Origin of the sequence: Marinobacterium zhoushanense, from assembly GCF_014641945.1 — a bacterium.
Lineage (GTDB): Bacteria > Pseudomonadota > Gammaproteobacteria > Pseudomonadales > Balneatricaceae > Marinobacterium_D > Marinobacterium_D zhoushanense.
The window spans coordinates 428981-451177 of the sequence record NZ_BMIJ01000004.1; the positions used below are offsets into that span (position 1 = coordinate 428981).

Annotated in this window: 22 protein-coding genes; 12 read left to right on the forward strand and 10 right to left on the reverse strand. The window is 59.0% G+C overall.

What is annotated here, in order from left to right:
- Window position 1: 1 nt before the first annotated feature.
- A complete protein-coding gene (locus IEX40_RS11700; protein ID WP_188748406.1) occupies window positions 2–1258 on the reverse strand; it encodes a D-amino acid dehydrogenase in 1257 nt (418 codons plus the stop codon).
- Between the two features lie 286 nt (window positions 1259–1544).
- On the opposite strand from IEX40_RS11700, the gene IEX40_RS11705 reads away from it, so the two are divergent.
- From IEX40_RS11705 to IEX40_RS11730, 6 genes are all read left to right on the forward strand, one after another.
- Window positions 1545–1895: a RidA family protein gene (locus IEX40_RS11705; protein ID WP_188748407.1), complete on the forward strand. Its 351-nt coding sequence runs from the start codon at window positions 1545–1547 to the stop codon at window positions 1893–1895.
- 629 nt (window positions 1896–2524) lie between these two features.
- Window positions 2525–3130 (forward strand): class I SAM-dependent methyltransferase, encoded by a 606-nt coding sequence (locus tag IEX40_RS11710; RefSeq protein ID WP_188748409.1) that lies wholly within the window; start codon window positions 2525–2527, stop codon window positions 3128–3130.
- A gap of 101 nt (window positions 3131–3231) precedes the next feature.
- On the forward strand, window positions 3232–3546 hold the full coding sequence (locus tag IEX40_RS11715; protein ID WP_188748411.1) for a hypothetical protein: 315 nt from the start codon (window positions 3232–3234) through the stop codon (window positions 3544–3546).
- Between the two features lie 51 nt (window positions 3547–3597).
- Window positions 3598–4293, forward strand: coding sequence for a dienelactone hydrolase family protein (locus IEX40_RS11720; RefSeq protein WP_188748413.1), 696 nt, complete (start codon window positions 3598–3600; stop codon window positions 4291–4293).
- Window positions 4294–4351: 58 nt separating this feature from the next.
- Window positions 4352–4840: a hypothetical protein gene (locus IEX40_RS11725; RefSeq protein ID WP_229680724.1), complete on the forward strand. Its 489-nt coding sequence runs from the start codon at window positions 4352–4354 to the stop codon at window positions 4838–4840.
- A gap of 273 nt (window positions 4841–5113) precedes the next feature.
- Window positions 5114–5383, forward strand: coding sequence for a hypothetical protein (locus IEX40_RS11730; RefSeq protein ID WP_188748415.1), 270 nt, complete (start codon window positions 5114–5116; stop codon window positions 5381–5383).
- Here the strand turns inward: IEX40_RS11730 and IEX40_RS11735 are convergent.
- Window positions 5380–6021: a cation efflux transmembrane domain-containing protein gene (locus IEX40_RS11735; RefSeq protein ID WP_188748416.1), complete on the reverse strand. Its 642-nt coding sequence runs from the start codon at window positions 6019–6021 to the stop codon at window positions 5380–5382. The two genes, IEX40_RS11730 and IEX40_RS11735, sit on opposite strands and share 4 nt — an antisense overlap.
- Before the next feature lie 107 nt (window positions 6022–6128).
- Here IEX40_RS11735 and cadR point away from each other — a divergent pair, with 107 nt between their 5' ends.
- The gene (gene cadR / locus IEX40_RS11740) at window positions 6129–6554 is read left to right on the forward strand and encodes a Cd(II)/Pb(II)-responsive transcriptional regulator (protein ID WP_188748418.1); all 426 of its coding nucleotides are present in this window, start codon (window positions 6129–6131) and stop codon (window positions 6552–6554) included.
- Between the two features lie 29 nt (window positions 6555–6583).
- Here cadR and IEX40_RS11745 read toward each other — a convergent pair whose 3' ends face one another.
- The gene (locus IEX40_RS11745; protein WP_188748420.1) at window positions 6584–7576 is read right to left on the reverse strand and encodes an LLM class flavin-dependent oxidoreductase; all 993 of its coding nucleotides are present in this window, start codon (window positions 7574–7576) and stop codon (window positions 6584–6586) included.
- Window positions 7577–7764: 188 nt separating this feature from the next.
- Between IEX40_RS11745 and IEX40_RS11750 the strand changes: the two genes are divergently transcribed.
- Together IEX40_RS11750 and IEX40_RS11755 are read left to right on the forward strand one after the other, a co-directional pair.
- Window positions 7765–8247 carry a GNAT family N-acetyltransferase gene (locus IEX40_RS11750; protein WP_188748422.1) on the forward strand — a complete coding sequence of 161 codons (483 nt, stop codon included), beginning with the start codon at window positions 7765–7767 and terminating at the stop codon, window positions 8245–8247.
- Window positions 8248–8394: 147 nt separating this feature from the next.
- Entirely contained in the window at window positions 8395–8808 is a 414-nt protein-coding gene (locus tag IEX40_RS11755) for a DoxX family protein (protein WP_188748424.1), read from the forward strand.
- 163 nt (window positions 8809–8971) lie between these two features.
- Here IEX40_RS11755 and purU read toward each other — a convergent pair whose 3' ends face one another.
- From purU to IEX40_RS11790, 7 genes are all read right to left on the reverse strand, one after another.
- Window positions 8972–9838, reverse strand: a complete 867-nt coding sequence (purU, locus tag IEX40_RS11760) for a formyltetrahydrofolate deformylase (RefSeq protein WP_188748426.1) — start codon at window positions 9836–9838, stop codon at window positions 8972–8974.
- A gap of 74 nt (window positions 9839–9912) precedes the next feature.
- Window positions 9913–10578, reverse strand: coding sequence for a sarcosine oxidase subunit gamma (locus IEX40_RS11765; RefSeq protein WP_188748427.1), 666 nt, complete (start codon window positions 10576–10578; stop codon window positions 9913–9915).
- Entirely contained in the window at window positions 10571–13591 is a 3021-nt protein-coding gene (locus IEX40_RS11770; RefSeq protein ID WP_188748429.1) for a sarcosine oxidase subunit alpha, read from the reverse strand. The genes IEX40_RS11765 and IEX40_RS11770 overlap by 8 nt, the downstream gene beginning before the upstream one ends.
- 12 nt (window positions 13592–13603) lie before the next feature.
- Window positions 13604–13891 (reverse strand): sarcosine oxidase subunit delta, encoded by a 288-nt coding sequence (locus IEX40_RS11775; RefSeq protein ID WP_188748431.1) that lies wholly within the window; start codon window positions 13889–13891, stop codon window positions 13604–13606.
- Window positions 13892–13902: 11 nt separating this feature from the next.
- A complete protein-coding gene (locus tag IEX40_RS11780; protein ID WP_188748433.1) occupies window positions 13903–15156 on the reverse strand; it encodes a sarcosine oxidase subunit beta family protein in 1254 nt (417 codons plus the stop codon).
- Window positions 15157–15210: 54 nt separating this feature from the next.
- Window positions 15211–16476, reverse strand: coding sequence for a serine hydroxymethyltransferase (gene glyA, locus IEX40_RS11785; RefSeq protein WP_188748435.1), 1266 nt, complete (start codon window positions 16474–16476; stop codon window positions 15211–15213).
- Between the two features lie 361 nt (window positions 16477–16837).
- A complete protein-coding gene (locus IEX40_RS11790; protein WP_188748436.1) occupies window positions 16838–17614 on the reverse strand; it encodes a helix-turn-helix transcriptional regulator in 777 nt (258 codons plus the stop codon).
- 185 nt (window positions 17615–17799) lie between these two features.
- Here IEX40_RS11790 and IEX40_RS11795 point away from each other — a divergent pair, with 185 nt between their 5' ends.
- The 3 genes from IEX40_RS11795 (at window position 17800) to betB (ending at window position 22149) form a co-directional block, all read left to right on the forward strand.
- Window positions 17800–18933: a Rieske 2Fe-2S domain-containing protein gene (locus IEX40_RS11795; protein ID WP_188748438.1), complete on the forward strand. Its 1134-nt coding sequence runs from the start codon at window positions 17800–17802 to the stop codon at window positions 18931–18933.
- Window positions 18934–19096: 163 nt separating this feature from the next.
- Window positions 19097–20149 carry a TRAP transporter substrate-binding protein gene (locus IEX40_RS11800; protein ID WP_188748439.1) on the forward strand — a complete coding sequence of 351 codons (1053 nt, stop codon included), beginning with the start codon at window positions 19097–19099 and terminating at the stop codon, window positions 20147–20149.
- 539 nt (window positions 20150–20688) lie between these two features.
- A complete protein-coding gene (gene betB / locus IEX40_RS11805) occupies window positions 20689–22149 on the forward strand; it encodes a betaine-aldehyde dehydrogenase (RefSeq protein ID WP_188748441.1) in 1461 nt (486 codons plus the stop codon).
- The last annotated feature ends 48 nt before the right edge of the window (window positions 22150–22197 follow it).

A 22197-nucleotide genomic window follows, 5' to 3' on the forward strand; every position in this document is an offset into this window, starting at 1 on the left:
ATCAGGCGTAGCGCGCGATCGACAGCCCTTCCCGGCTGATATCGGGTGTACGCTCGCTGATCACATCAGCGACATACTTCGACGAACCCAGTGACATGGTCCAACCCAGGGTACCGTGGCCTGTATTCAGGAACAGGTTGGACAGCGTGGTTTCCCCCAGGATCGGCGTGCCGTCTGGTGTCATCGGGCGCAAACCGGTCCAAAACTCGGCCCGCTCCAGGTCACCACCGCCAGGGAACAGGTCGCTGACCACGAACTCCACGTTGCGGCGACGCTTCTCGGCAAGCTCCTTGTTATAGGACGCGATCTCTGCGGTACCGCCGACACGGATACGATTGCCCAGGCGGGTCACGGCCACCTTGTAGGTTTCATCCATCACGGTCGAGGTGGGCGCCTTGTCCGCATCGATAATCGGAACGGTTAGCGAGTAGCCCTTGATCGGGTAGACCGGCGCCTGGATACCGATACTGGCCAGTAGCGGCGTCGAATAGCTGCCCAATGCGACCAGGTAGTGATCCGCCCTCATCTTGCCCCTGGAGGTGGACACACTGACGACCTTGCCAGCTTCGGTGTTCAGGCCCAGGATCTCGGTCTTCATGATGAACTTGACGCCCAGCTTCTTGCACTCGGCGGCCAGCTTGTTGGTGAACTGAAAGCAGTCGCCGGTTTCATCGCCGGGCAGGCGCAAGCCGCCGACGAGCTTCTGTTTCACCTGCGCCAGCGCCGGTTCGTACTCGACACACTGATCGACATTCAGCGCCTGGTACGGCACACCGCATTCATCGAGAATCGCCATATCCTGTCTGGAGGCTTCGACCTGTTTCTCACTGCGGAACAGCTGGGTCAGCCCTAAGGCGCGGTTGTCGTACTCGATACCGATCTCGGCGCGCAGCGCCTTCAAACAGTCACGGCTGTATTCGGACACGCGCAGCATCCGCTCCTTATTGCGGTGGTATGCCTTTTCGTTGCAGTTCGCCAACATCTTGCCCATCCAGCCCAGCGTCTGCAGATCCAGCTCCCTGCCGTTGATCATCAACGGCGCGAGGTCCTGCATCATCCACTTGATCGCTTTCAGCGGTACGCCAGGTGCAGCCCAGGGAGTTGAGTACCCCGGTGAGATCTGTCCGGCGTTGGCGTAGCTGGTCTCCAGCGCAACGTCCACCTGACGGTCGATCACCGTCACCTCGTGTCCGGCCTTGGCCAGATACCACGCACTCGTTACGCCGACGACACCCGCCCCCATTACCAGAACCGTCATGATGCACCTCAATAAAGACTGTTGATTTTATTATTTTATGATCAACTGCTTTATGTGTTTTTTACAGTATTTAATAACCATATTTTTAATATATTAAAGTTATATTCTTTGTTTTTCTGAATTATTACGATATTTAATGCTGCATGAAATTCCTTATCATTAGTAACCGAACCAAACGCCTCGTCGCAGGCCACTTCAAGCGTAGTGAAAGTCACTGGCAGTCAACGGCGTAGGCCGGCGAAAGCTGTCATAGGATCTCAAATAAACGTCAACTGGAGAGAGCATCATGTCCATAGAACGCATCCACTCAACCGATCGCATGAGCCGAATCGTCAAACATAACGGCACCGTCTACCTATGCGGTCAGACCGCTGGTCAAGCGGAGTGGGATATCGCCGAACAAACCCGTCAGTGCCTGGCCAAGATCGACGCGCTGTTAAGCGAAGCGGGGAGCGATAAGGAATCGCTGCTTTCGGTCACCATCTATATTCGCGACATGAAAGATTTCGCTGCAATGAATGCGGTGTGGGATGCCTGGGTTGCCGAGCTGCCGAAACCGGCACGTGCCTGTGTCGAAGCGCGCATGGCTCGTCCGGAGATACTGGTGGAGATGTCCGTTATCGCCGCTCTGGCCTGATCCCCTACCATTCAACCCGGCTGTTGCAAGGCGCTACGCAGACACCAGCCCCCTCCTGCGGGCGCCTAGCTAAGGATCTGTTCAACCTGCACGACCTCAGGCAGTAAGCCCGCCTACCCGGGCCTACAGTCAGTAGACGCAGACGAATTTGGATGGGAGACTCGCCATGAACATCTATTCTGAACGTCGCCGTTTGGCTGGCGTTCCTTACCCGCGCATTTGGCATTCTCTGGTCCCATAGCCATTGTGCACATCATGAATGGGGCTGGGCCACAGACGAGGAGCTTGAGGTTACCGGTGTAATCGTCGACGTACGCCTGGACAACCCCCACGGAGAGGTCACGCTGGATGTGAACGGAGAGCAGTGGATGATCGAGGTCGGGCAGCCCTGGTGAAACGATCGCGCCGGCCTCATAGATGAGCTCCTGCTGCCACCAGACGACGCCGCATTTTGGCTGTCGCAAAGCCTGCCATCGATTCCTCTCCGTCTCTCGGCACTCCTCTCACTACTGATATGGATAGCGGTACTGACGCTGGGACGGCTGATTGGCTATTTTTAGACGACTGGCAATAGCCAACACTATCCAGCAACATGGCGGGAACAGCAGAACCGAGGACGCCCCAACCCTATGCAGCCGAAACAGATAGGCCTGGCCTACGATCAGATCACCCAGCTCTGGACCCGGCCAGAATTCAACCAGGCAAACGGTATCCACCAGCATGAACGCGCCATCGCCTTTACCAACATGCGCGGTGCTGCACTGGATGTGGGTTGCGGCTGCAACGGCCGGATAGAGCAACTGCTGCTGGAAAAAGGCTTCACACCGGAGGGGGTCGATATCTCTGCACGCATGATCGAGCAGATGAGAGCGCGCTTCCCGAGCCTGACCTTTCACCACGCCGATATCTGCACCTGGCCCCTGCCCCGGCAGTACGACTTTATCAGCGCCTGGGACAGCCTGTGGCACCTGCCACTCGACCAGCACGAGCCGGTGCTGCGTAAGCTGTTCGCTCAGTTGAACCCTGGAGGTGTCTGTATCTTCTCCGCCGGAGGCCTTGATAGTGCCGATCAGCACCTTGATGCCAGCATGGGGCCGGAGCTGTATTACTCAACGCTGGGCATCCCCGCTTTGTTAAGAGTGATTGATGAAGCAGGCTGTCTCTGCAAGCATCTGGAGTTTGATCAATATCCGGAGTTACATACTTACTTCATCGTCCAGAAACCGGATTCATGAGTCGCCCACATATGGCCATCAGGCTATTTTTCACAGCTTCAGCCATTTGGCTCGCTATGGTGTTGTTGGCCATCGCCAATGGCCTTATCCGGGACAAGCTGTTGGCCGAACTCATCGGTCCGCACCCGGCGCTGATCGTCAGTGGGCTGAGCCTTTCGCTGCTCATATTGAGCGCCACCTACTGCGCGTTTCCGCTTATTGGCAAGCGGAGCAGCCGAGTCTATCTGGCGATAGGATTGCAGTGGGTCTGCATGACCCTGCTGTTCGATATACTCTTTGGTCACTTTATTGCCGGGAAAAGCTGGAGCGAGTTAGCCCAGCTATTTAACCCGGCCTCGGGCGATCTGCTACTGTTGGTGCTAATCACCACACTGCTGGCTCCCATCCTGGTCGCCCGGTTCAAGGGTGCCCCATGAGCCGCCATTAGGCTGGACGCCAATGGTTCAATACAACCACAAGAGATTGCCATGAACGCACAATGGATCGATATCCCGAACGTCGGGACAGAGGGCTTTTCCGGATACCTGTCATTGCCGCCCACCGGGAAGGGGCCCGGCATTGTAATCATCCAGGAGATCTGGGGTGTAAACAGCCATATCCGTGCCGTCGCCGAGCAATACGCACTGGACGGCTACGTCGTACTCGCCCCCGACGTATTCTGGCGCCAGCAGCCTCGCGTCGACCTGGGCTATGACGACGTGGGCAGAACCGAAGCGATAGCACTGCGCCAGCGCGTGGACGATGCCCAGGCAGGTGCCGATGTGGCGGCAGCCGCCGAGTACCTGAGGACGCTGCCGGAGGTCGAAGGCGGCGTCGCCGCGATTGGTTACTGTCTTGGCGGTCAATTGGCTTACCGCGCCGCGGCTGCGGGCAGCGTCGACGCCACGGTGGCCTATTACGGTGGCGGCATCCAGAACAGCCTGGAGCTGGCCGAGAAGATTACCCAGCCAATACTGTTTCACTACGCCGAGCTGGACAAGATGATCCCTGCCGAGGCCGTCGGCAAGGTCAGGAACAGTTTTGCCGGCCGCGAAAACGCGAGCTTCTTCGACTACCCCGGTGTCGATCACGGATTTAACTGCTGGGGCCGCCCCGCCTACAACCAAAAAGCTGCGGCCCTGGCCCATGGCCGGACGCTGACATTCCTCTCGGAGCAGCTGTAGCACTACCTGATACTCGAGCCACAGTGCGTCCGAATTTATAAGAGCAAGGAGCCTGACGATGAACACGCACGTAAACCTATGCCTGCGTCTGGTGGCCGCCGGTCTTCTGACGGTCGCCCTCGCCCCAGCATATGGCGAAAGCACGCCGCAACAGCATGTGCACCAGATGTCACACCATGTGATGCCGTTTGATATCGCCGGCAGCGTGCATCTGTTCAAAATGACCGAACAGGGCGGCCGCCAGCGTGTGGTATTGAGGGAGGGTCAGGACGAGCAGCAGGTGGCGCTGATCCAGCGCCACCTGAAACATGAGGCAATGCGCTTCGCGCAGGGCGACTACGGAGATCCCGCAACCTTGCACGGCGCCGATATGCCGGGACTGAAGGAGCTCGCTGATGGCGCCAGCAGTATCCGCGTGACTTATGCTCCTCTGCCCAACGGCGCCGAAATCCAGTTTGAAACCGATGACCTTAGCCTGCTAACCGCCATACATCGCTGGTTCGGCGCACAGCTGTCGGAACACGGCGCGGACGCACACGCCGAGTAGACGCTCACCCGTCCCTGTCGCTGGAGGGCCGCTAATCCGCCGCCGAACGGTATCTTGGCCACTGCGTGACCGAAAAAACCTGGTTGGAATTGGGATAGATATTCAATCCGATCACCGGCGAGCTGTTCCTGCTGGCCTTGACCGTCACACTCTGGGCGCCCTATCTGGTAGCCGGAATCCGAGGCATTTCGTAATCACCCCCCGTTTGCGATCGGTCAATCCAACCCCAAGAGCACCGCGCTATGATCATTCCTCTAGCCAGGAGCGCCCTAGATGCCCAAACCCAGCCCCCGAATCGCGATGCAGAACCTGATAGACAAAGCCAGGAGCACCCTGCCCTTCGACCTGCCGGAAGCCCAGGTTTGCGATGGCATCTGCAATGGCTGCTCCAAGAAGCTGCTCGATTATCTCGACGGTGAGTTACTTGACTGGCAGATGCGCCTTGATCGCGGCGAAATACCCAAGCTGGGTGAACTCAGCGCCCTCGGGCGAACCAGCCTCAAGATCTACCGCGTCGTTAAACGTAATGGCTTGATCAGTTAAGCACCCGCTTCCGCTTTCGCTATACGCATGTCCTGTCGAGCGTGGCGCAGAATGCTGACGCCGCTGGTCAGCGCCAATCCCGCCATAATGCCCGCCACCACCAGATCCGGCCAGGCATCGCCGGTGCCGAACACCCCGGCAGCGGCAAGGATCACCGCCAGGTTGCCGATTGCGTCGTTGCGGCTACACAACCACACCGACCGCATATCCGCATCCCCCAGGCGGAACCGATACAACATGACGGCAACCCCCACATTCGCGAGCAACGCCAGCGCGCCTATACTCGACATCACCAGCGGTTCGGGTGGCTGACCCAACGCCAGGCCCCAAACGGCCCGTGCCGATACCAAAAGACCGAACAGCACCATGGTCAGTCCCTTTATCCATGCGCCGCGTGCCCGCCATAGCAGCCCCATCGACATCACCACCAGCGACAGCAGGTAGTTGGCACTGTCGCCGAAAAAGTCGATCGCGTCGGCGAGCAGCGATACCGACCCCGACTGCAGGCCCGCGCCCAATTCCACCACAAACATCACCGCATTGACCGCGAGCGCGATCCAAAGCGCACGTCGGAATCGCCGCCCGTCCCGGGTGAGGGGCGACCCAGCCGAAATCGTCCCGCAACAATCCCCTGCCATCTGAACCTCCTGCTTCAACCTGAAGTAGAGCCCATTAAAAACCTTGGAGCCACTACAGGGTCAATACTGTTAAGCTATTAAATCGTCCATTCGAAGAGGAGGTCGCGATGCGCATCGGCACACTGGGCCGCCACACCGGGGTCGACCCGGAGACCATTCGCTATTACGAACGTGAAGGGTTACTGCAGCCGCCAAAACGTGAAGCGAACGGCTATCGACGCTACAGCAGCACCCACGCCGAACGCCTGCGTTTTATTCGTCACTGCCGTGCCCTGGAGATATCCTTGTCGGAGATTCGCGGATTGCTGACCCTGCTTGACTCACCCGACAGCGACTGTGACGAGATCAACCTGCTGATCGACCGCCACCTCACTGCCGTACACCAGCGTCGTGCAGAACTCGCCGAACTGGAGTCGCAATTGATGGTTCTGCGCCAGCGTTGCGCCCGGCACCAGACGGTGGCGCAATGCGGTATCGCCGAGGAGCTGAAGGCCGCTGCCACCGGCGAGTCCTGTATCTGCCATCGCGATTAACGGCCATAACTGGCGCGATAGCCCGATCTTTATCTCAACGCCATCAGAATCGACAGCGCCGCCAAGCGTTTTCTCTGATCGTATAGATCATTGGTGAACATCAGCTCATCGACCGGAAACTCGTTGATCAGCTGTTCCAGCTTCGACTTGAGCGTTGCCGGGCCGCCAACCACCTGAAGGCCGAGAAACGCCTCCACCGACGCTTTGTCATGCGGGCTCCACAACGCCTCCATGCTTTCCACCGGCGGGCGCAACCAGAGCGGTTCCCCACGCATCAGCGCCAATATGCGCTGCTGTGAGCTGGTCGCAAGATAGCGGGCCTCATCATCGCTGTCGGCCGCAATCAATGGCACCCCGAGCATCGCATAGGGCGCATCGAGCACCTCGGATGGCCGGAACTGTCGGCGATAAAGTGTCAGCGCCTCATAGGCGTAGCGTGGAGCAAAATGTCCGGCAAACGCATAGGGCAGCCCCCTCTCAGCCGCGAGCTGGGCACTGAACAGGCTCGATCCCAACAGCCAGATCTTCACCTGGCTTCCCTCCCCCGGTACTGCGCGCACCCGGGCAGCCGGATCCTTCGGACCCAGCAGTTTCTGCAGCTGGGCTACCTCCTCCGGAAACTGCTCGGCACGCATATCGTCACGCCGTAGCGCCCGACTGGTTAACGAATCGGTACCCGGCGCACGCCCAAGCCCGAGGTCGATCCGGCCAGGATAGAGTGCGTCCAGGGTGCCAAACTGCTCCGCGATTACCAACGGCGGATGGTTGGGCAACATGATGCCGCCGGAGCCCACCCGCATCCGCTGGGTATTGGCAGCCACCGCACCGATCAACACCGAGGTCGCGGAACTGGCGATCCCCTGCATGTTATGGTGCTCCGCCAGCCAGAAGCGTTCGATGCCCGAAGCCTCCGCATGGCGGGCAAATTCGATACTGCGGGCAAGGGTGTCGCTGACAGACTCATGCAGGCGTATCGGCGCCAGCTCCAGAACAGAGAATGGGATATCGGACAGTGCTTTCATCGTACGCTCCTTTTACATCCGCCCATGGTGCCATATCGTTTTTCAACGATATACCCCATGCCGCCGAAAAAGATCTGCCGCAGTCGCCAACAAAAAGCTAAGGCGTTAAATTTAAAGGCACAAGAAAGGTTGACCGGAGGCCAGCGCCCTACCCACCAACCCACCAACCCACCAACCGGGAGCACAGCATGATACGGGAGGTAAGAATTGCCGATCTGGACAGCTGCTATGAGATCGAAACCACAGCTTACGCCGGTGATGAAGCGGCCAGCAGAGAAAAGATCGAGAAGCGCATTCAAACATACCCCGAGGGTTTTATTGTTTTAGAACTCGGCAACAGAATCGTCGGTTTTGTCAACGGCGGCGCCACCGACAAGGTGGAGATGTCGGATGAAGCATTCAAAGAACTGGTCGGTCACGACCCTGCCGGTAAGCATATCGTGATCATGTCGGTGGTCGTGCACCCGGCATATCAGGGTAGAGGCTACGCCAGCCAGCTACTGGTCGCCTTTATCGACAAGATGCGCGCTCTGGGCAAGCACTCGATCCATCTGATCTGCCAGACCGAATTGATCGACTTCTACACCAAGCACGGTTTTCAGTACTGCTGCAAATCCGCATCAGACCACGGCGGATTGAGCTGGCACGAGATGCAGATGGATCTGAGATGATGCAGAAAGGCACTGAATAGACCCGGCAAACAGCAATCGCGTTCTGGATAACTTCCGCGTACTGAACTTCACTTCATTACATCACCCGCCAGCCACGGTGCTGACGGAGGGAGACACGCTCGATAGCCAATCGATCTGGAGGGCACCATGACATTCGTTGAAACCCTTGAAACGGTCTGGACACCCCGCGTCCAGTCGGTCCTGCGCATCGTTACCGCCTATCTGTTCCTGTTGCACGGCAGCTCGAAACTGCTGTTGATCCCCTATAACGAGCGCTATGAAGATCTGCAGTATTTCTCGATAACCGGATTTGCCGGCATGCTGGAGCTGGTCGGCGGCGCACTGCTCATTCTCGGTCTGTTCACTCGCCCGGTCGCTTTTCTTCTCTCCGGCGAGATGGCCTTCGCCTACTTCATGGCCCACGCCAGCGCCGATACCTTCCTCGCGCCCTTGATGAACCGAGGCGAACCTGCGGTACTGTTCTGCTTCATATTCTTTTTTCTGGCCTTTGCCGGCGGTGGTGCATGGAGCGTCGATAAGCTGATCGCGAAGCGGGAGTGAACGCCGGCATCAGACAGCCGGACTGATGCCGAGTGTCACCGCTAAAAACCTTCACTTCCGCTACCGCGCTAGCGGCTCGAGGGACGAAACACCAACCACCTAAAAAAGAAAAAAACCGGGCACCAGGCCCGGTCAAAACAACAACGGAAAATCAGCAGTAACCTCAGTTACTGAATACCACCGTTCGTTTGCCACTCAGGAACACACGCTTTTCCACGTGGTAGCGCACGGCGTTGAACAGGGTGATGCGTTCCACATCCTGCCCTTTGGAGACCAGGTCTTCCGGGTAGTGAGCATGGTCAACGCTCTGGATACCCTGGGTAATAATGGGGCCTTCATCCAGATCGTTGTTAACGTAGTGCGCAGTGGCACCGACCATCTTGACCCCTTTTTCCCATGCCTGGTGGTAGGGGCGTGCGCCCTTGAAGCCCGGCAGCAGGGAGTGGTGGATGTTGATCGCCCAGCCATCCAGCTTTTCGCACATCTCCGGTGACAGTACCTGCATGTAGCGGGCAAGTACGACCAGATCGATATCGTACTGCTCGAGCAGGTCGAGTATCTGCGCTTCCTGCTTCGGCTTGGTCTCCGCCGTGATCGGCAGATGGTAGTACGGTATGCCATGCCATTCGGCCAGAGGCCTCAGATCCGGGTGGTTGGAGATGATCACCGGGATATCGATATCGAGCTGTCCGGTACGGTGGCGGAACAGCAGATCGTTCAAACAGTGGTCGAACTTGGAAACCAGGATCGCCACCCGTTCGCGGTGTCCGGGCGGGGTCAGGTTCCACTCCATATCGAACTCGGTAGCCCGAGGCGCGAATTGGTCATCGAAGCTTTCAGGCGTGAAAGCATCGCCCTGAGGTTGAAACTCGATGCGGATGAAGAAACGCTCGCTGACGCGATCGTCAAACGAGTGGATCTCGTTGATGTAGTTTTTTGATTCCGCCATAAAGCGGGTCACCACATCTACAGTACCGAGCCGACTGGGACATTGGGCGGTAAAGATCCAGGAATCGGGCAGAGAGCTCATGGCAATCTCCTCCAGCAATCTAAGACGGTGCGCCGGGGGCGTCTGGCGGAAACACCCCGGCGCACCAAAACGGTTTAGCTCTTGATCACAAGACCGTATTCGCGGCTGGCATCCTGCAGCCAGAGCCAGATGTAGTCTGCGAAGCTGCGGCGCACCACCAGCTCCCAGCTTTCCTCACCGCTGCGGCGAACCACAGCCGTGCTCTTGGCAAATACAGTACCGGCGACCTTACCTACCGGGAACTGGCTCGGATGAACATCCAGAGGGCAGCTTTTCTTCAGCACGTCACGGGCGTTAGGCCCGGACAGCTCCAGGAGAGTCTGTCCACCGCTAACGTTAACCACCGAGAAATGGCCCTCGATAGCCGCACGCAGGCCCTGCTCCACTTCGTACGCCTGATCGGCAGGCAGCACAACCAGCCACTCGTCCGGGCTGATCCAGCGGATCGATACACTACCCTTCTCCACCGAAGTCAGGGGCTGGGTCGGCAATGCCAACCCCAGCACCTCGGCGCAGCCGTTCATGAAGCTTTCGTTCTGCTGCGAACCGCGCAGGGTCAGGTGACCGAGCAACTTGAGTTCACGCAGCATCACACCGCCGGTGCGCGGGTTACGCGCAGCCAGCTTGTCGAGTTCGGCGTGATGCAGCGGAGACTCGGCGCGAGCACCGCTTCCAGCCACTTGGTTCATAACCGCCACGTTGACGGTGCCTTCTTTTTCAGGTGCAAGTGTCTCAGACATTCTGACGCTCCCCTTTCGGATCGAGGAAGATCGGGCTGCAGATTTCAGCTTCGATCACGCGGCCATCGGCCAGCGGGTAGTAAACGGATTCGCCCATGCGCTCAAGGCCGCCTTTGACGAAGCCCATCGCGATACTGTGGCCCAGGTTGGCACTCCAGTAGCTGGAGGTGACGTGGCCAAGCATATCCATCGGGATCGCCTGCTTCGGATCGGCCACCGCTTGGGCGCCCTCCGGCAGAACCACCTTCGGATCCTTGGTTTTCAGACCCACCAGCTGCTTGCGGTTCGGGCGTACGCAATCTTCACGCGCCATACCGCGCTTACCGATATAGCTGAACGGCTTGTTGTTACCAACACACCAGCCCATGCCAAGATCGAACGGATGCACGGAACCATCGGTATCCTGACCGGCGATGATGAAACCTTTCTCTGCACGCAGAATATGCATGGTTTCGGTGCCGTACGGCGTCAGGTTGTACTTGGCGCCATGCTCGAACAGCTTTTCCCATACGTGCAGACCGTAGTTGGCCTGGACGTTGATCTCGAACGACAGCTCACCGGTGAAGGAGATACGGAACACACGTGCCGGTACGCCCGCCACTGTGCCTGCACGCCAGTCCATGAACTTGAAGCCGTCCTTATCCAGGTCGATGTCGGTCAGCTCGGCCAGCAGCTTGCGGCTGTTGGGACCGGAGATGGTCATTGTCGCCCAGTGATCGGTCACGCTGGTGAAGAACACTTCCAGCTCCGGCCACTCGGTCTGGTGGTAGAGTTCCAGCCACTCCAGAACGCCGGCGGCGCCGCCGGTGGTAGTGGTCATCAGGAAGTGGTTTTCGCCCAGGCATGAGGTCACACCATCGTCGAACACCATACCGTCTTCTTTACACATCAGGCCGTAGCGGCACTTGCCGACGCCGAGCTTGGCCCAAGCGTTAGTGTAGACGCGTGACAGGAATTCGCGCGCATCCTTACCCTGGATGTCGATCTTACCCAGCGTGGAGGCGTCGAGGATACCAACGCTCTCACGGGTAGCCTTGCACTCGCGATCCAGCGACTGCTGCATGGTTTCGCCCGCTTTCGGGAAGTACCAGGGACGTTTCCACTGGCCCACATCCTCGAACTTGGCACCGTTTTCCACATGCCATTTGTGCATGGCGGAGAAGCGCTTGGGATCGAACAGCTCGTCGCAGTTGCGTCCGGCAATCGCACCGAAGGTGATCGGTGTGTAGTTCGGACGGAACACGGTGGTACCGGTTTCCGGGATCGTCTTGCCCAGCACCTTGGCGGTGATCGCCATACCGTTGATGTTACCCAGCTTACCCTGGTCGGTACCGAAGCCCATGGCGGTGTAACGCTTGACGTGCTCGATCGACTCGAAGCCTTCGCGGGTCGCCAGCTCGATACCGGCAGCGGTTACGTCGTTCTGGTAGTCGACGAACTGCTTCGGTGCACGAGAGGTCGGCTTGGTGTGCGGTACGTGGAACAGCGCCATCGGCTTGCCTTCACGCAGGTTGCGCACGTTGGGCAGCTGTACGTCGGCCACAGTCAGGCCCAGACGCTTAGTCGCTTCCTGACCTGCTTTCGCACCTTCTGCCAAAACCTTGTCCAGCGCATAAGTGCCGGTGATACCGCCGGCAATCAGCTGCTTCTGCACGGTCGGGCCCGGCACGAAGCCGATAATGTCATCGCGCCATTCGGGGCGGCTACCGGCATGGCAGGACAGGTGCACAACCGGGCTCCAGCCGCCGGAGCTGGCAACGGTGTCGCAGCTCAGCAGTGAATGAGCCTTGCCGGTGACCTTCTCGCCTTTGGCGTCGATGCCGGCGACGGTGACGCCACTGACACGCTTCTTACCGCTAACCTCGATCACGGCGCTGCCGGTGATCACCTTGATGCCGCGCTTACGCACTGCTTCGATCAGTTCACCCTGAGGATTGGCGCGGGTATCAACCACAGCCACAACCTCACGACCGGCGTCAGCCCAGTCCAGAGCGGTCTGGTAAGCACCATCGTTGGTGGTCATCAGCACCAGCTGCTTGCCCGGTACTACGCCATAACGGTTGATGTAGGTGGACACGGCGGATGCAACCATACAGCCCGGTACGTCGTTATGGGCGAATACCAGCGGACGCTCCTGCGCACCGGTGGCCAGTACCACCCAGTGTGCACGCACGCGGTGCATACGCTGACGAACCTGACCAGACGGCGCCTTGTCGGCGATGTGGTCGGTACGACGCTCGTGAATGGTCAGGAAGTTATGGTCGTGATAGCCGTTCACGGTCGAACGTGGCAGCATCAGCACATCCGGGAAACTCGCCAGCTCCTCGACGATACTGGCAACCCAGTCAGCCGCCGACTTGCCGCCGATACGCTCGCGACTGGACAGCAGGTGACCGCCAAACTCGTTCTGCTCATCGGCGATGATGACACGCGCACCACTACGGGCAGCGGTCAGCGCCGCCATCAGACCGGCCGGACCTGCGCCCACGACCATCAGGTCGCAGTGCTGGTTAACGCTATCGTATTCGTCCGGATCGTTTTCCAGCGGTGAGCGACCGAAACCGGCAGCCTTACGGATCACCTTCTCGTAGGTTTCCCACATGGACTGCGGGTACATGAAGGTTTTGTAGTAGAAGCCCGGGGGCATCATCTTGCCGCCGACTTTACCGAGGATCGACATCATGTCGGACTCGGCGTTCGGCCAACCGTTGGTAGCACTGCACACCAGGCCGTCGAACAGCTCCTGCTGGGTAGCACGGACGTTCGGCACCTGGGTCGCTTCGGTAGCGCCCATCTGCAGGATGCCGTTCGGCTCATCGGCACCGGCAGTGACGAGGCCGCGCGGACGGCTGTATTTGAAACTGCGGCCGACGATATCGACGCCGTTGGCCAGCAGTGCTGAGGCGACGGTGTCGCCCTGGTAACCCTTGTACTGGCGACCGTTGTAGCTGAAGGTCATTGCCTTGGAACGGTCGATGCGGCCTCCGGACTGGAGGCGGTTTTTCTGGCTCATGCTTTCCGCTCCTTAACCCTTAGCAACCACTTGGGGCTGTTCGCCAATCTTGTAAACCTCTTTGATCTCGTAGCTGACCGTGTCGCGAGTCACGTTGAAAAACTTGCGACAGCCGGTGCTGTGGTACCAGATCTCGTGATGAATACCGCGCGGGTTCTTGCGGAAGAAGAGGTATTCCCCCCACTCCTTGTCGGTGCAGCTCTCCGGATCAAGCGGACGGGCGATATGCGCCTGGCCCTTGACGTGAAACTCTTCCTCTTCGCGATGCTCGCGGCAGTGCGGACAGTAGATATGCAACATTTCGTAAGTCCTCAGTGAGCAACGCCAGCGGCGCCGTGTTCGTCGATCAGTGCGCCGTTGTGGAAACGGAACATGGAGAACGGCTTGGCCAGCGGATGCGCCTCGCCCTTCGCCAGCGTCGCGGCGAAGACGTTGCCGGATCCCGGAGTGGCCTTGAAGCCGCCGGTACCCCAACCGCAGTTGAAGAACAGGTTCTCAACCGGAGTGGCGGAGATGATCGGGCAGGCATCCGGGCAGGTATCCACGATACCGCCCCACTGACGGTTCATGCGCACGCGGCTGAAGATCGGGAACAGCTCGACGATCGCCTGAACGGTGTGCTCGATGGTCGGGTAGGAACCACGCTGACCGTAGCCGTTGTAACCGTCGATACCGGCACCGATCACCAGGTCACCCTTGTCGGACTGGCTGACGTAGCCGTGTACGTGGTTGGACATGACCACAGTATCCAGAATCGGCTTGATCGGCTCGGATACCAGCGCCTGCAGCGGATGAGATTCCAGCGGCAGTTCGAAACCGGCCATCTTCGCCATCACACCGGAGTTACCGGCAGTGACGCAGCCCACACGATCGGCCTTGATCACGCCGTGACTGTTGGTCTTAACCCCCACAATAGCGCCATCCTCGATCACCATGTCGACCACTTCACACTGCTGGATCAGGTCGACGCCGTAGCTGTCGGCGCCGCGGGCGAAGCCCCAGGCCACCGCATCGTGGCGGGCAACACCGGCACGCGGCTGCCAGGACGCACCCAGTACCGGGTAGCGACGGTTGGCGGAGCAATCCATATGCGGAACGATCTCCTGAACACCCTTGGTGTCCAGCACTTCACCGTCGATACCGTTCAAACGGTTAGCGTTGACGCGGCGCTGGATATCACGCATATCCTGCAGCGTGTGACCCAGGTTGAGTACACCACGCTGAGAGAACATGACGTTGTAGTTCAGGTCCTGCGACAGGCCTTCCCACAGCTTCATGGCGTGCTCGTACAGGTGAGCCGCTTCGTCCCACAGGTAGTTGGAGCGCACGATAGTGGTGTTACGGGCAGTGTTACCGCCGCCCAGGTAACCCTTCTCGATCACCGCCACATTGGTGATACCGTGCTCTTTGGCCAGGTAGTAGGCGGTCGCCAGACCATGCCCACCACCACCAACGATGATGACGTCATACTTTTTCTTCGGCGTCGGGTTGCGCCACGCCCGCTGCCAATTTTCGTGATAGCTCAGACTGTGCTTGAACAGTCCAAATCCGGAATAACGCTGCATAACGTCAGCTCCACTGATAGCCGCTTGCGCGGATTTTCGAAATAACCAATAAGATCAACGGTAGACCGGGAAGTCAGCGCACAGCGCCTTAACCTGCTCTTTCACTTCAATGATCTTCGCTTCCAGCTTCTCTTCGTCGTTCAGGACGTCGAGGAGGTCGGCGATCCAGCCAGCCAATGTACGGCACTGCGCTTCCTTGAAGCCGCGAGTGGTCACAACCGGAGACCCGATACGCAGACCGGAGGTCACGAACGGAGACTGCGGGTCGTTCGGCACAGCGTTCTTGTTCACGGTGATGTTGGCACGACCCAGCGCAGCGTCAGCCGCCTTACCGGTCAGGCCCTGCTTGATCAGGCTGAGCAGGAACAGGTGGTTGTCGGTACCGCCGGACACAACATCGAAGCCGCGCTCGATGAACACTTCCGCCATCGCCTTGGCGTTTTTCACTACCTGAGTCTGGTACTCAGTGAAGGCGGGATCCAGTGCTTCCTTGAACGCAACCGCCTTGGCGGCGATGACGTGCATCAGCGGGCCACCCTGACCGCCCGGGAATACCGCGGCGTTCAGCTTCTTCTCCAGCTCCGGGTTGGACTTGGCCAGGATCAGGCCGCCACGAGGACCACGCAGAGTCTTGTGGGTGGTGGTGGTAACAACATCGGCGTACGGCAGCGGGTTCGGGTACAGTCCGGCTGCAACCAGACCAGCAACGTGCGCCATATCGACAAACAGGTAGGCTCCGACCTTGTCGGCGATTTCACGGAACTTGGCCCAGTCAACGATACGGGAGTAGGCAGAGAAACCCGCCACGATCATTTTCGGCTTGTGCTCCAGGGCCAGTGCTTCAACCTGGTCGTAGTCGATCTCGCCGGTGGCTTCGTTCAGACCGTACTGAACCGCGTTGTAGATCTTGCCGGAGAAGTTGACGTGCGCACCGTGAGTCAGGTGACCACCGTGGGCCAGGCTCATGCCCAGTACGGTGTCGCCCGGCTGGCACAGTGCCATGTAAACAGCAGCGTTGGCCTGGGAACCGGAGTGCGGCTGTACGTTAGCGTAATCGGCGCCGAACAGCTTGCAGGCGCGATCGATCGCCAGCGCTTCCACCACGTCGACATACTCGCAACCGCCGTAGTAGCGCTTGGCCGGATAACCTTCGGCGTACTTGTTGGTCAACACCGTACCCTGAGCCTGCATCACACGCGGGCTGGTGTAGTTCTCGGAGGCGATCAGTTCGATATGTTCCTCCTGACGCACCGCTTCGTGCTGGATCGCGTCCCAGAGTTCATTATCGAAGCCCTGAATATCATCACTCTTTGCAAACATCTTTTTCTCCTCCAATGCCAGACCTGCTAATGCCGATTGCTTGGGCCAGGTACAGCAAGAACGTGTTGGGTACACCAGTTCGGCCAAATAACTTAAGACCAGACTAGCTGGCTTTGAGAGGATGGTATCCAGAGCGATGGGAGACATGATGTTCCGCAACGCCTCGGCAATGTCGATTTGCGACACAGTGAAAAATCTCTGTCATTCAGCGATTCGCCAGGGTTGGCGCGAGATTGGATCGATTTTTACGACTGGATGGCGCCGACGGAAACGGGATTGACGTTGCCGGATAGCGACGTCGGCTGACGGGCTCAATTTGATGTGAAGCGAAATGACTCGGCGAATAACCCTGGCGGAGGGTTCAGAATGGCAACCGCCCCTCGACCACCAGAGCAAACAGCTGATTCTGGGTGCCGATACCGACCTTCTCGTAGAGGTGGCGCCGGTGCGTCAACACCGTGTTAACACTGATATCCAGATCCAGCGCGATCGCTTCGGAGTTATATCCAAGCACGATCCTCGCGCCGACATCCAGCTCCCTGGCCGTCAACAGTTGGCCACAGGCCCCCTGCAAACGCGACATCACCCAGGGCAAGTCGAATCGAACCTGCTGCTGACCGGCGAACGCAATATGCCGCTCCAGTATCGAAGCCAACACCGCACCGCCCTCCTCCAGCGGGCCACTGTCTAGATTGCGACGTGTAGCCGTATTCACTCGATACAGGTTCAGACAGAAGGGCTGGCCGTTGCTCTGGCCGATAAATGCGATCTTTTCGCGAATATCGCATCGTTCCATCAACTGATGCCGATACTCCTGATCGTAGAATTCGTCCACCTGCACCTGGCGGATCCTGGGCTCAGTTTTTCTATCGCCAGCGGCCATCAACCCCAGGTTAGGGTCACGCAGGTAAAACACCTCGTCATACAGGCGCCGACACTCCTGGGCCAGAGGCTCACGTATGGATCCAGCAGAGAAAAGCGTAAAGGGGTGTTTCAAATAAGCGGGATAGGAGACCAGCACGCAGTGATCGGCACCGGTCAGCTTGTGCATGGTGTCTGCCAGCACCCGGTCAAACCGACACTGTCCGACACTGGATATCAGCGTCGCCAGCGACGACTGGTCAAGCGTTGGGTTCATCTGTGGGCCTCATCGGCGCGTTTTTTATTGTTATCCACCCGTGTCGACCGGGCCTTCACTCGCCCTGGCAGTATTACACGCCCCATCGCCAATATCGAGCCTCACAAGATCTTGTGAGCGCCTCCCACACAGCGCTGATTTACCGTAGACACAGGCTTGCATACAACAACAAACAGGAGAGCCCCATGTCACTGACACGAGTCCAGCGCGCCGCCCAGGCCGCCTGCCGCCGAATGGCCGATCGCCAAACTCCTTTCATCTACAACGAATGGTATGTTGCCGCGCTGTCCCGGGAGGTGGGCCGGGAATTGATGGCGCGCACCATCCTCGGCCGTCAGGTCGTATTGTTCCGCAAAGAAGACGGCACGCCCGTTGCGCTGGATAACCGTTGTGGTCACCGCTCCTTCCCGCTGTCACGCAGCATGTTGGACGGCGACACGGTCGTCTGTGGCTACCATGGTCTGCGCTATGACGAAAACGGCCAGTGTATTGAGGTCCCCTCCCAGTGCAACTGCTCCGGCATCTCGATCCGCAGCTATCCCCTGCACCGGCAAGGTCCGGTAATCTGGATCTGGATGGGCGAGCCGGAACAGGCGGATATCGACAAGATCCCTGCTATGCCCATGCTCGAGGAGGGCTGGGTCACCTCCGAGGACTACATGGACCTGAAATGCAGCTATGTCTATCTGCATGAGAATCTGCTCGACCTGACCCACCTGAGCTTCCTGCACGCCAATACCTTCGGTACGCCGGATTATGCCCGTGCCGAATTCGATACCGATATCAGCGACGACCGTTTCCTACTCAAACGTTATGTGGTGCCTACCCGTCTGCCGCCGGTCTGGGCGAAACCCACCAGGCTGGAGGGCAAGGATGCGGCGCGGATCACCACCTCCGATTTCGTGTCACCGGCGCTGCATATCGTGCACGGCGAGTTCTACGACATCGCGTTGGATGAGTCTGAGCGCCCGGACCAGCGGATCAAGACTGCGCATATTCCGACCCCCGCCACTGCCGACTCAACCCACTACTTCATCGTGCACGGCCGCAACTTCGCACTCGAAGAGGATGAGGTCACCGAGTTCATGCATCAGCAGTTGATGGCCGCATTCCAGGAGGATGTGGTCGGTCTCCAGGCGGTGTCGCAGATGATCGAGGAGCAGGGCGATTCGGACGACTACTACGAGATCTCGGTCAAGGCCGATGCTGCCAGCGTGGCCATGCGCCGCTACCTCAAGCGCCGGGCCGAAGCTGAACTCACCGAGCGTGAAGCCGCTGTTGCAGTGAACAGCACGCCTAACAAACTAGCCCCTGCGTAACGCCACCTAGCAGTGCAGATACGACCGTACCGCGGATAGACCTTCGTCACCTGGGTTCCAGGCCAGCGTCTTAGGCCGACCGACAACCCGGCAGCACACTGATGAAATGCGCCTGCTGAACAAACTATGACCAGCTCAATATTAGAATAAAAAGGAGCACACTATGCTGAGCAATAAAGGTTTCAAAACCGCCCTCGCCGCTCTGATGCTGAGCACTTCACTGACTGCTTACGCGGACGAACCGATCATCATGCATATAGCCACCGCCGGCCCTCCGGGCCATGTCCAGAACAGCGTGGTATTCCCGACCTGGGGTAAGTGGATCGAGGATGCCACGGAGGGGCGCGTACAGATAAAGCTGGAGTACGGTCTGGGTGATCAGGGCTCATTCTTCACCCTGGTGGAGGATGGCGTCGCCGATGCCGCCTGGAGCTTCCACGGCTATGTGCCGGGGCGCTTCCGTCTGACCAAGATGGCGGAGCTGCCGGGGCTGGGCGTCAACGCTGAAGCCGCTTCCGCCGCCTACTGGGAGGTATACCAGCAGTACTTCGCCAAGGCGGGCGAACATGATGGCGTCGAGCTGATGGGACTGTTCACCCACGGACCCGGCCAGATCTTCAGCAAGCAGGAGATCAACAGTCTCGCCGATCTGCAGGGCAAGAAGATCCGCCTGGGCGGGGGGATCCAGCAGGATATCGGCGAACGTCTGGGCGTTACCCCGGTAGCGGCGCCGGGACCGAAGGTCTACGAGCTGATGCAGCAGGGTATCGTCGATGGCGTGTTCATGCCGGCGGCCAGTGAAAAGGATTTCCGCCTCGCCGAGGTCGCGCCCAACCTGACCCTGTTGCCGGGCGGGCTCTACCTGGGCAGCTTCGCGATCATCGCCAACGAGGAGTTCCTCGACAAACTGAGTGCGAAGGATCGACAGGCGGTTATGGCGGTCTCCGGAGCACAGCTCTCAATCCTGGCCGGCCAGGCCTGGGACCAGTCCGATAAGAACGGCATCGCCGCGGCCCAGCAGAACCAGGTTGCGATAAAACAGGTCGGAGACGACTCACCGCTTGCCCTGGATTACTGGAAACTCACTGCTGGCATGGATCAGAACTGGATCGACAGCGTCAGCGATCCCGATGTGAATGCGGCAGAAGCGCTGAACAGGTTCCGCGAAAGCGCACAACGCTATCAGTCACAACAGGGGGGCAGTGCAGCACGCTAACGCCTCGGGTCTGCGCTCTATGGGCAGGCCCTCCCCGCTTCTACGACTCCATTCGCCATCACTATGAGGTAGTTTTTCAACTTCCTTATCAGTTATGAATATTTTTCAACACATAATCTGCTCTTATCTGTCTCTGTGATCGCCTCCCCATCGCCCATGGGATAGCTGCGCACAAAAATGCGACATATCCAGCTTCGCCTTCGCCTGCAGCCTTGTCATATCCGTTGAATTCAACCGATTAGAGACGCCCTGTTTTGGCTCGACGTCAAAAATCGGTGTTCATTTTCGGCGCGATACCGGCCTTTTCACCCTCGGAGAACGGCTTTTCCTGGCAAATAACCACTGGCCTGATCACGTCACAAACCTTTCAATTTACGACACAAAATATATAAACCCTTACTTATCAACGATTTATAAATATTTGGCTTTTTTGACTTTTGTCAAAGAAGCTTTATTTTTAATTAAACGATCAATCAATAAAAAATTCCAGCTCCGTCAGGCTGGATGAGTTACCGGCTAGAGACTGAGGAATAACTTCGATGCAGCAGCACGCACTCTATATTCACGGCCAGTACCGCAACGCCAGCTCTGGCGAGACCTTCGTCAGCCGTAACCCGGCCAGCGGCGAGGTGATCGCCGAGATCCAGCAGGCCGCCCAGGCCGATGTGGATGCCGCCGTCGCCTCCTGCCGCGAAGGCCAGGCGATCTGGGGCGCCCTGAGCGGCGCCGAGCGCGGCCGTATCCTGATGCGCGCGGTGCAGATCCTGCGTGAGCGCAACGATGAGCTGGCCAGAATCGAGGTGCTGGATACCGGCAAGCCGCTGCAGGAAGCGATCTGCGTGGACATTGTCACCGGTGCCGACGTGATCGAGTACTACGCAGGTCTTGCCGCCTCCCTCGGCGGCGAACACCAGCAGTTGGGCTCTACCAACTTCTTCTATACCCGGCGCGAACCGCTCGGTGTCTGCGCCGGTATCGGCGCCTGGAACTACCCGATCCAGATCGCCATGTGGAAGGCCGGGCCCTGCCTGGCCGCCGGCAACGCGATGCTGTTCAAGCCCTCGGAGGAGACCCCGCTGGGCGCACTTAAGCTGGCCGAGATTTTCACCGAAGCCGGTCTGCCCGATGGCGTGTTCAACGTGGTGCAAGGCGATGCCCGGGTCGGCCAGATGCTCACCGCCCACCCCGGCATCGCCAAGGTCTCCTTCACCGGCGAATGCGGCACCGGCAAGAAGGTAATGGAAGCCAGTGCGAAAACCCTGAAGTCGGTGACCATGGAGCTGGGCGGCAAATCACCGCTGATCGTGTTCGACGATGCCGACCTGACCAACGCCGTGTCCGGCGCCATGCTGGCCAACTTCTATACCCAGGGCGAGGTGTGCACCAACGGCACCCGGGTGTTCGTGCATGAGTCGCTCTACGACGCCTTCCTTGAGCAGCTGGCCGAACGCACCGCGAAACTGAAGATCGGCGACCCGATGGATATGCAGACCCAGGTCGGCGCGCTGATCTCCGAAGCCCACCTGGACAAGGTGCTCGGCTATATCGACGCGGCCAAGGCCGCCGGCGCCCGCCTGCTCTGCGGTGGCCAGCGCGTGACCGAGGGCGAACTGGGCAAGGGCAACTTCGTCGCCCCCACCGTGTTCGCCGACTGCACCGACGACATGCCGCAGGTGCGCGAGGAGATCTTCGGTCCGGTGATGTCGGTGCTGAAGTTCAGCTCCGAGGAGGAGGTACTCAAGCGCGCCAATGATACCGACTACGGTCTGGCCGCGGGCCTGTTTACCCGCGACCTGAGCCGGGCACACCGGGTGATCGCCCAGCTGCAGGCGGGGATCTGCTGGATCAACACCTGGGGCGCCTCCCCCGCCGAGATGCCGGTAGGCGGCTACAAGCTGTCCGGTATCGGCCGCGAGAACGGCGCCGAGACCCTGGCCCACTACACCCAGACCAAGGCGGTGTATGTGGAACTCGGCGACATCGAGTCGCCCTATGCCTGACAGGCGCCTGTAACGACAAACATTTAACGGTTTAGCAGGGTACAGATA

Bases quoted from the DNA above. Each gene is read 5' to 3' on its own strand.
- IEX40_RS11700 (WP_188748406.1), bottom strand. From the start codon at position 1,258: ATGACGGTTCTGGTAATGGGGGCGGGTGTCGTCGGCGTAACGAGTGCG.
- cadR (WP_188748418.1), top strand. From the start codon at position 6,129: ATGCGCATCGGCACACTGGGCCGCCACACCGGGGTCGACCCGGAGACC.
- IEX40_RS11790 (WP_188748436.1), bottom strand. From the start codon at position 17,614: ATGAACCCAACGCTTGACCAGTCGTCGCTGGCGACGCTGATATCCAGT.
- IEX40_RS11720 (WP_188748413.1), top strand. From the start codon at position 3,598: ATGAACGCACAATGGATCGATATCCCGAACGTCGGGACAGAGGGCTTT.
- IEX40_RS11710 (WP_188748409.1), top strand. From the start codon at position 2,525: ATGCAGCCGAAACAGATAGGCCTGGCCTACGATCAGATCACCCAGCTC.
- IEX40_RS11800 (WP_188748439.1), top strand. From the start codon at position 19,097: ATGCTGAGCAATAAAGGTTTCAAAACCGCCCTCGCCGCTCTGATGCTG.
- IEX40_RS11780 (WP_188748433.1), bottom strand. From the start codon at position 15,156: ATGCAGCGTTATTCCGGATTTGGACTGTTCAAGCACAGTCTGAGCTAT.
- IEX40_RS11745 (WP_188748420.1), bottom strand. From the start codon at position 7,576: ATGAAAGCACTGTCCGATATCCCATTCTCTGTTCTGGAGCTGGCGCCG.
- IEX40_RS11705 (WP_188748407.1), top strand. From the start codon at position 1,545: ATGTCCATAGAACGCATCCACTCAACCGATCGCATGAGCCGAATCGTC.
- IEX40_RS11765 (WP_188748427.1), bottom strand. From the start codon at position 10,578: ATGTCTGAGACACTTGCACCTGAAAAAGAAGGCACCGTCAACGTGGCG.
- IEX40_RS11770 (WP_188748429.1), bottom strand. From the start codon at position 13,591: ATGAGCCAGAAAAACCGCCTCCAGTCCGGAGGCCGCATCGACCGTTCC.
- IEX40_RS11725 (WP_229680724.1), top strand. From the start codon at position 4,352: ATGAACACGCACGTAAACCTATGCCTGCGTCTGGTGGCCGCCGGTCTT.
- IEX40_RS11755 (WP_188748424.1), top strand. From the start codon at position 8,395: ATGACATTCGTTGAAACCCTTGAAACGGTCTGGACACCCCGCGTCCAG.
- IEX40_RS11735 (WP_188748416.1), bottom strand. From the start codon at position 6,021: ATGGCAGGGGATTGTTGCGGGACGATTTCGGCTGGGTCGCCCCTCACC.
- IEX40_RS11750 (WP_188748422.1), top strand. From the start codon at position 7,765: ATGATACGGGAGGTAAGAATTGCCGATCTGGACAGCTGCTATGAGATC.
- IEX40_RS11730 (WP_188748415.1), top strand. From the start codon at position 5,114: ATGCCCAAACCCAGCCCCCGAATCGCGATGCAGAACCTGATAGACAAA.
- purU (WP_188748426.1), bottom strand. From the start codon at position 9,838: ATGAGCTCTCTGCCCGATTCCTGGATCTTTACCGCCCAATGTCCCAGT.
- glyA (WP_188748435.1), bottom strand. From the start codon at position 16,476: ATGTTTGCAAAGAGTGATGATATTCAGGGCTTCGATAATGAACTCTGG.
- IEX40_RS11775 (WP_188748431.1), bottom strand. From the start codon at position 13,891: ATGTTGCATATCTACTGTCCGCACTGCCGCGAGCATCGCGAAGAGGAA.
- IEX40_RS11795 (WP_188748438.1), top strand. From the start codon at position 17,800: ATGTCACTGACACGAGTCCAGCGCGCCGCCCAGGCCGCCTGCCGCCGA.
- betB (WP_188748441.1), top strand. From the start codon at position 20,689: ATGCAGCAGCACGCACTCTATATTCACGGCCAGTACCGCAACGCCAGC.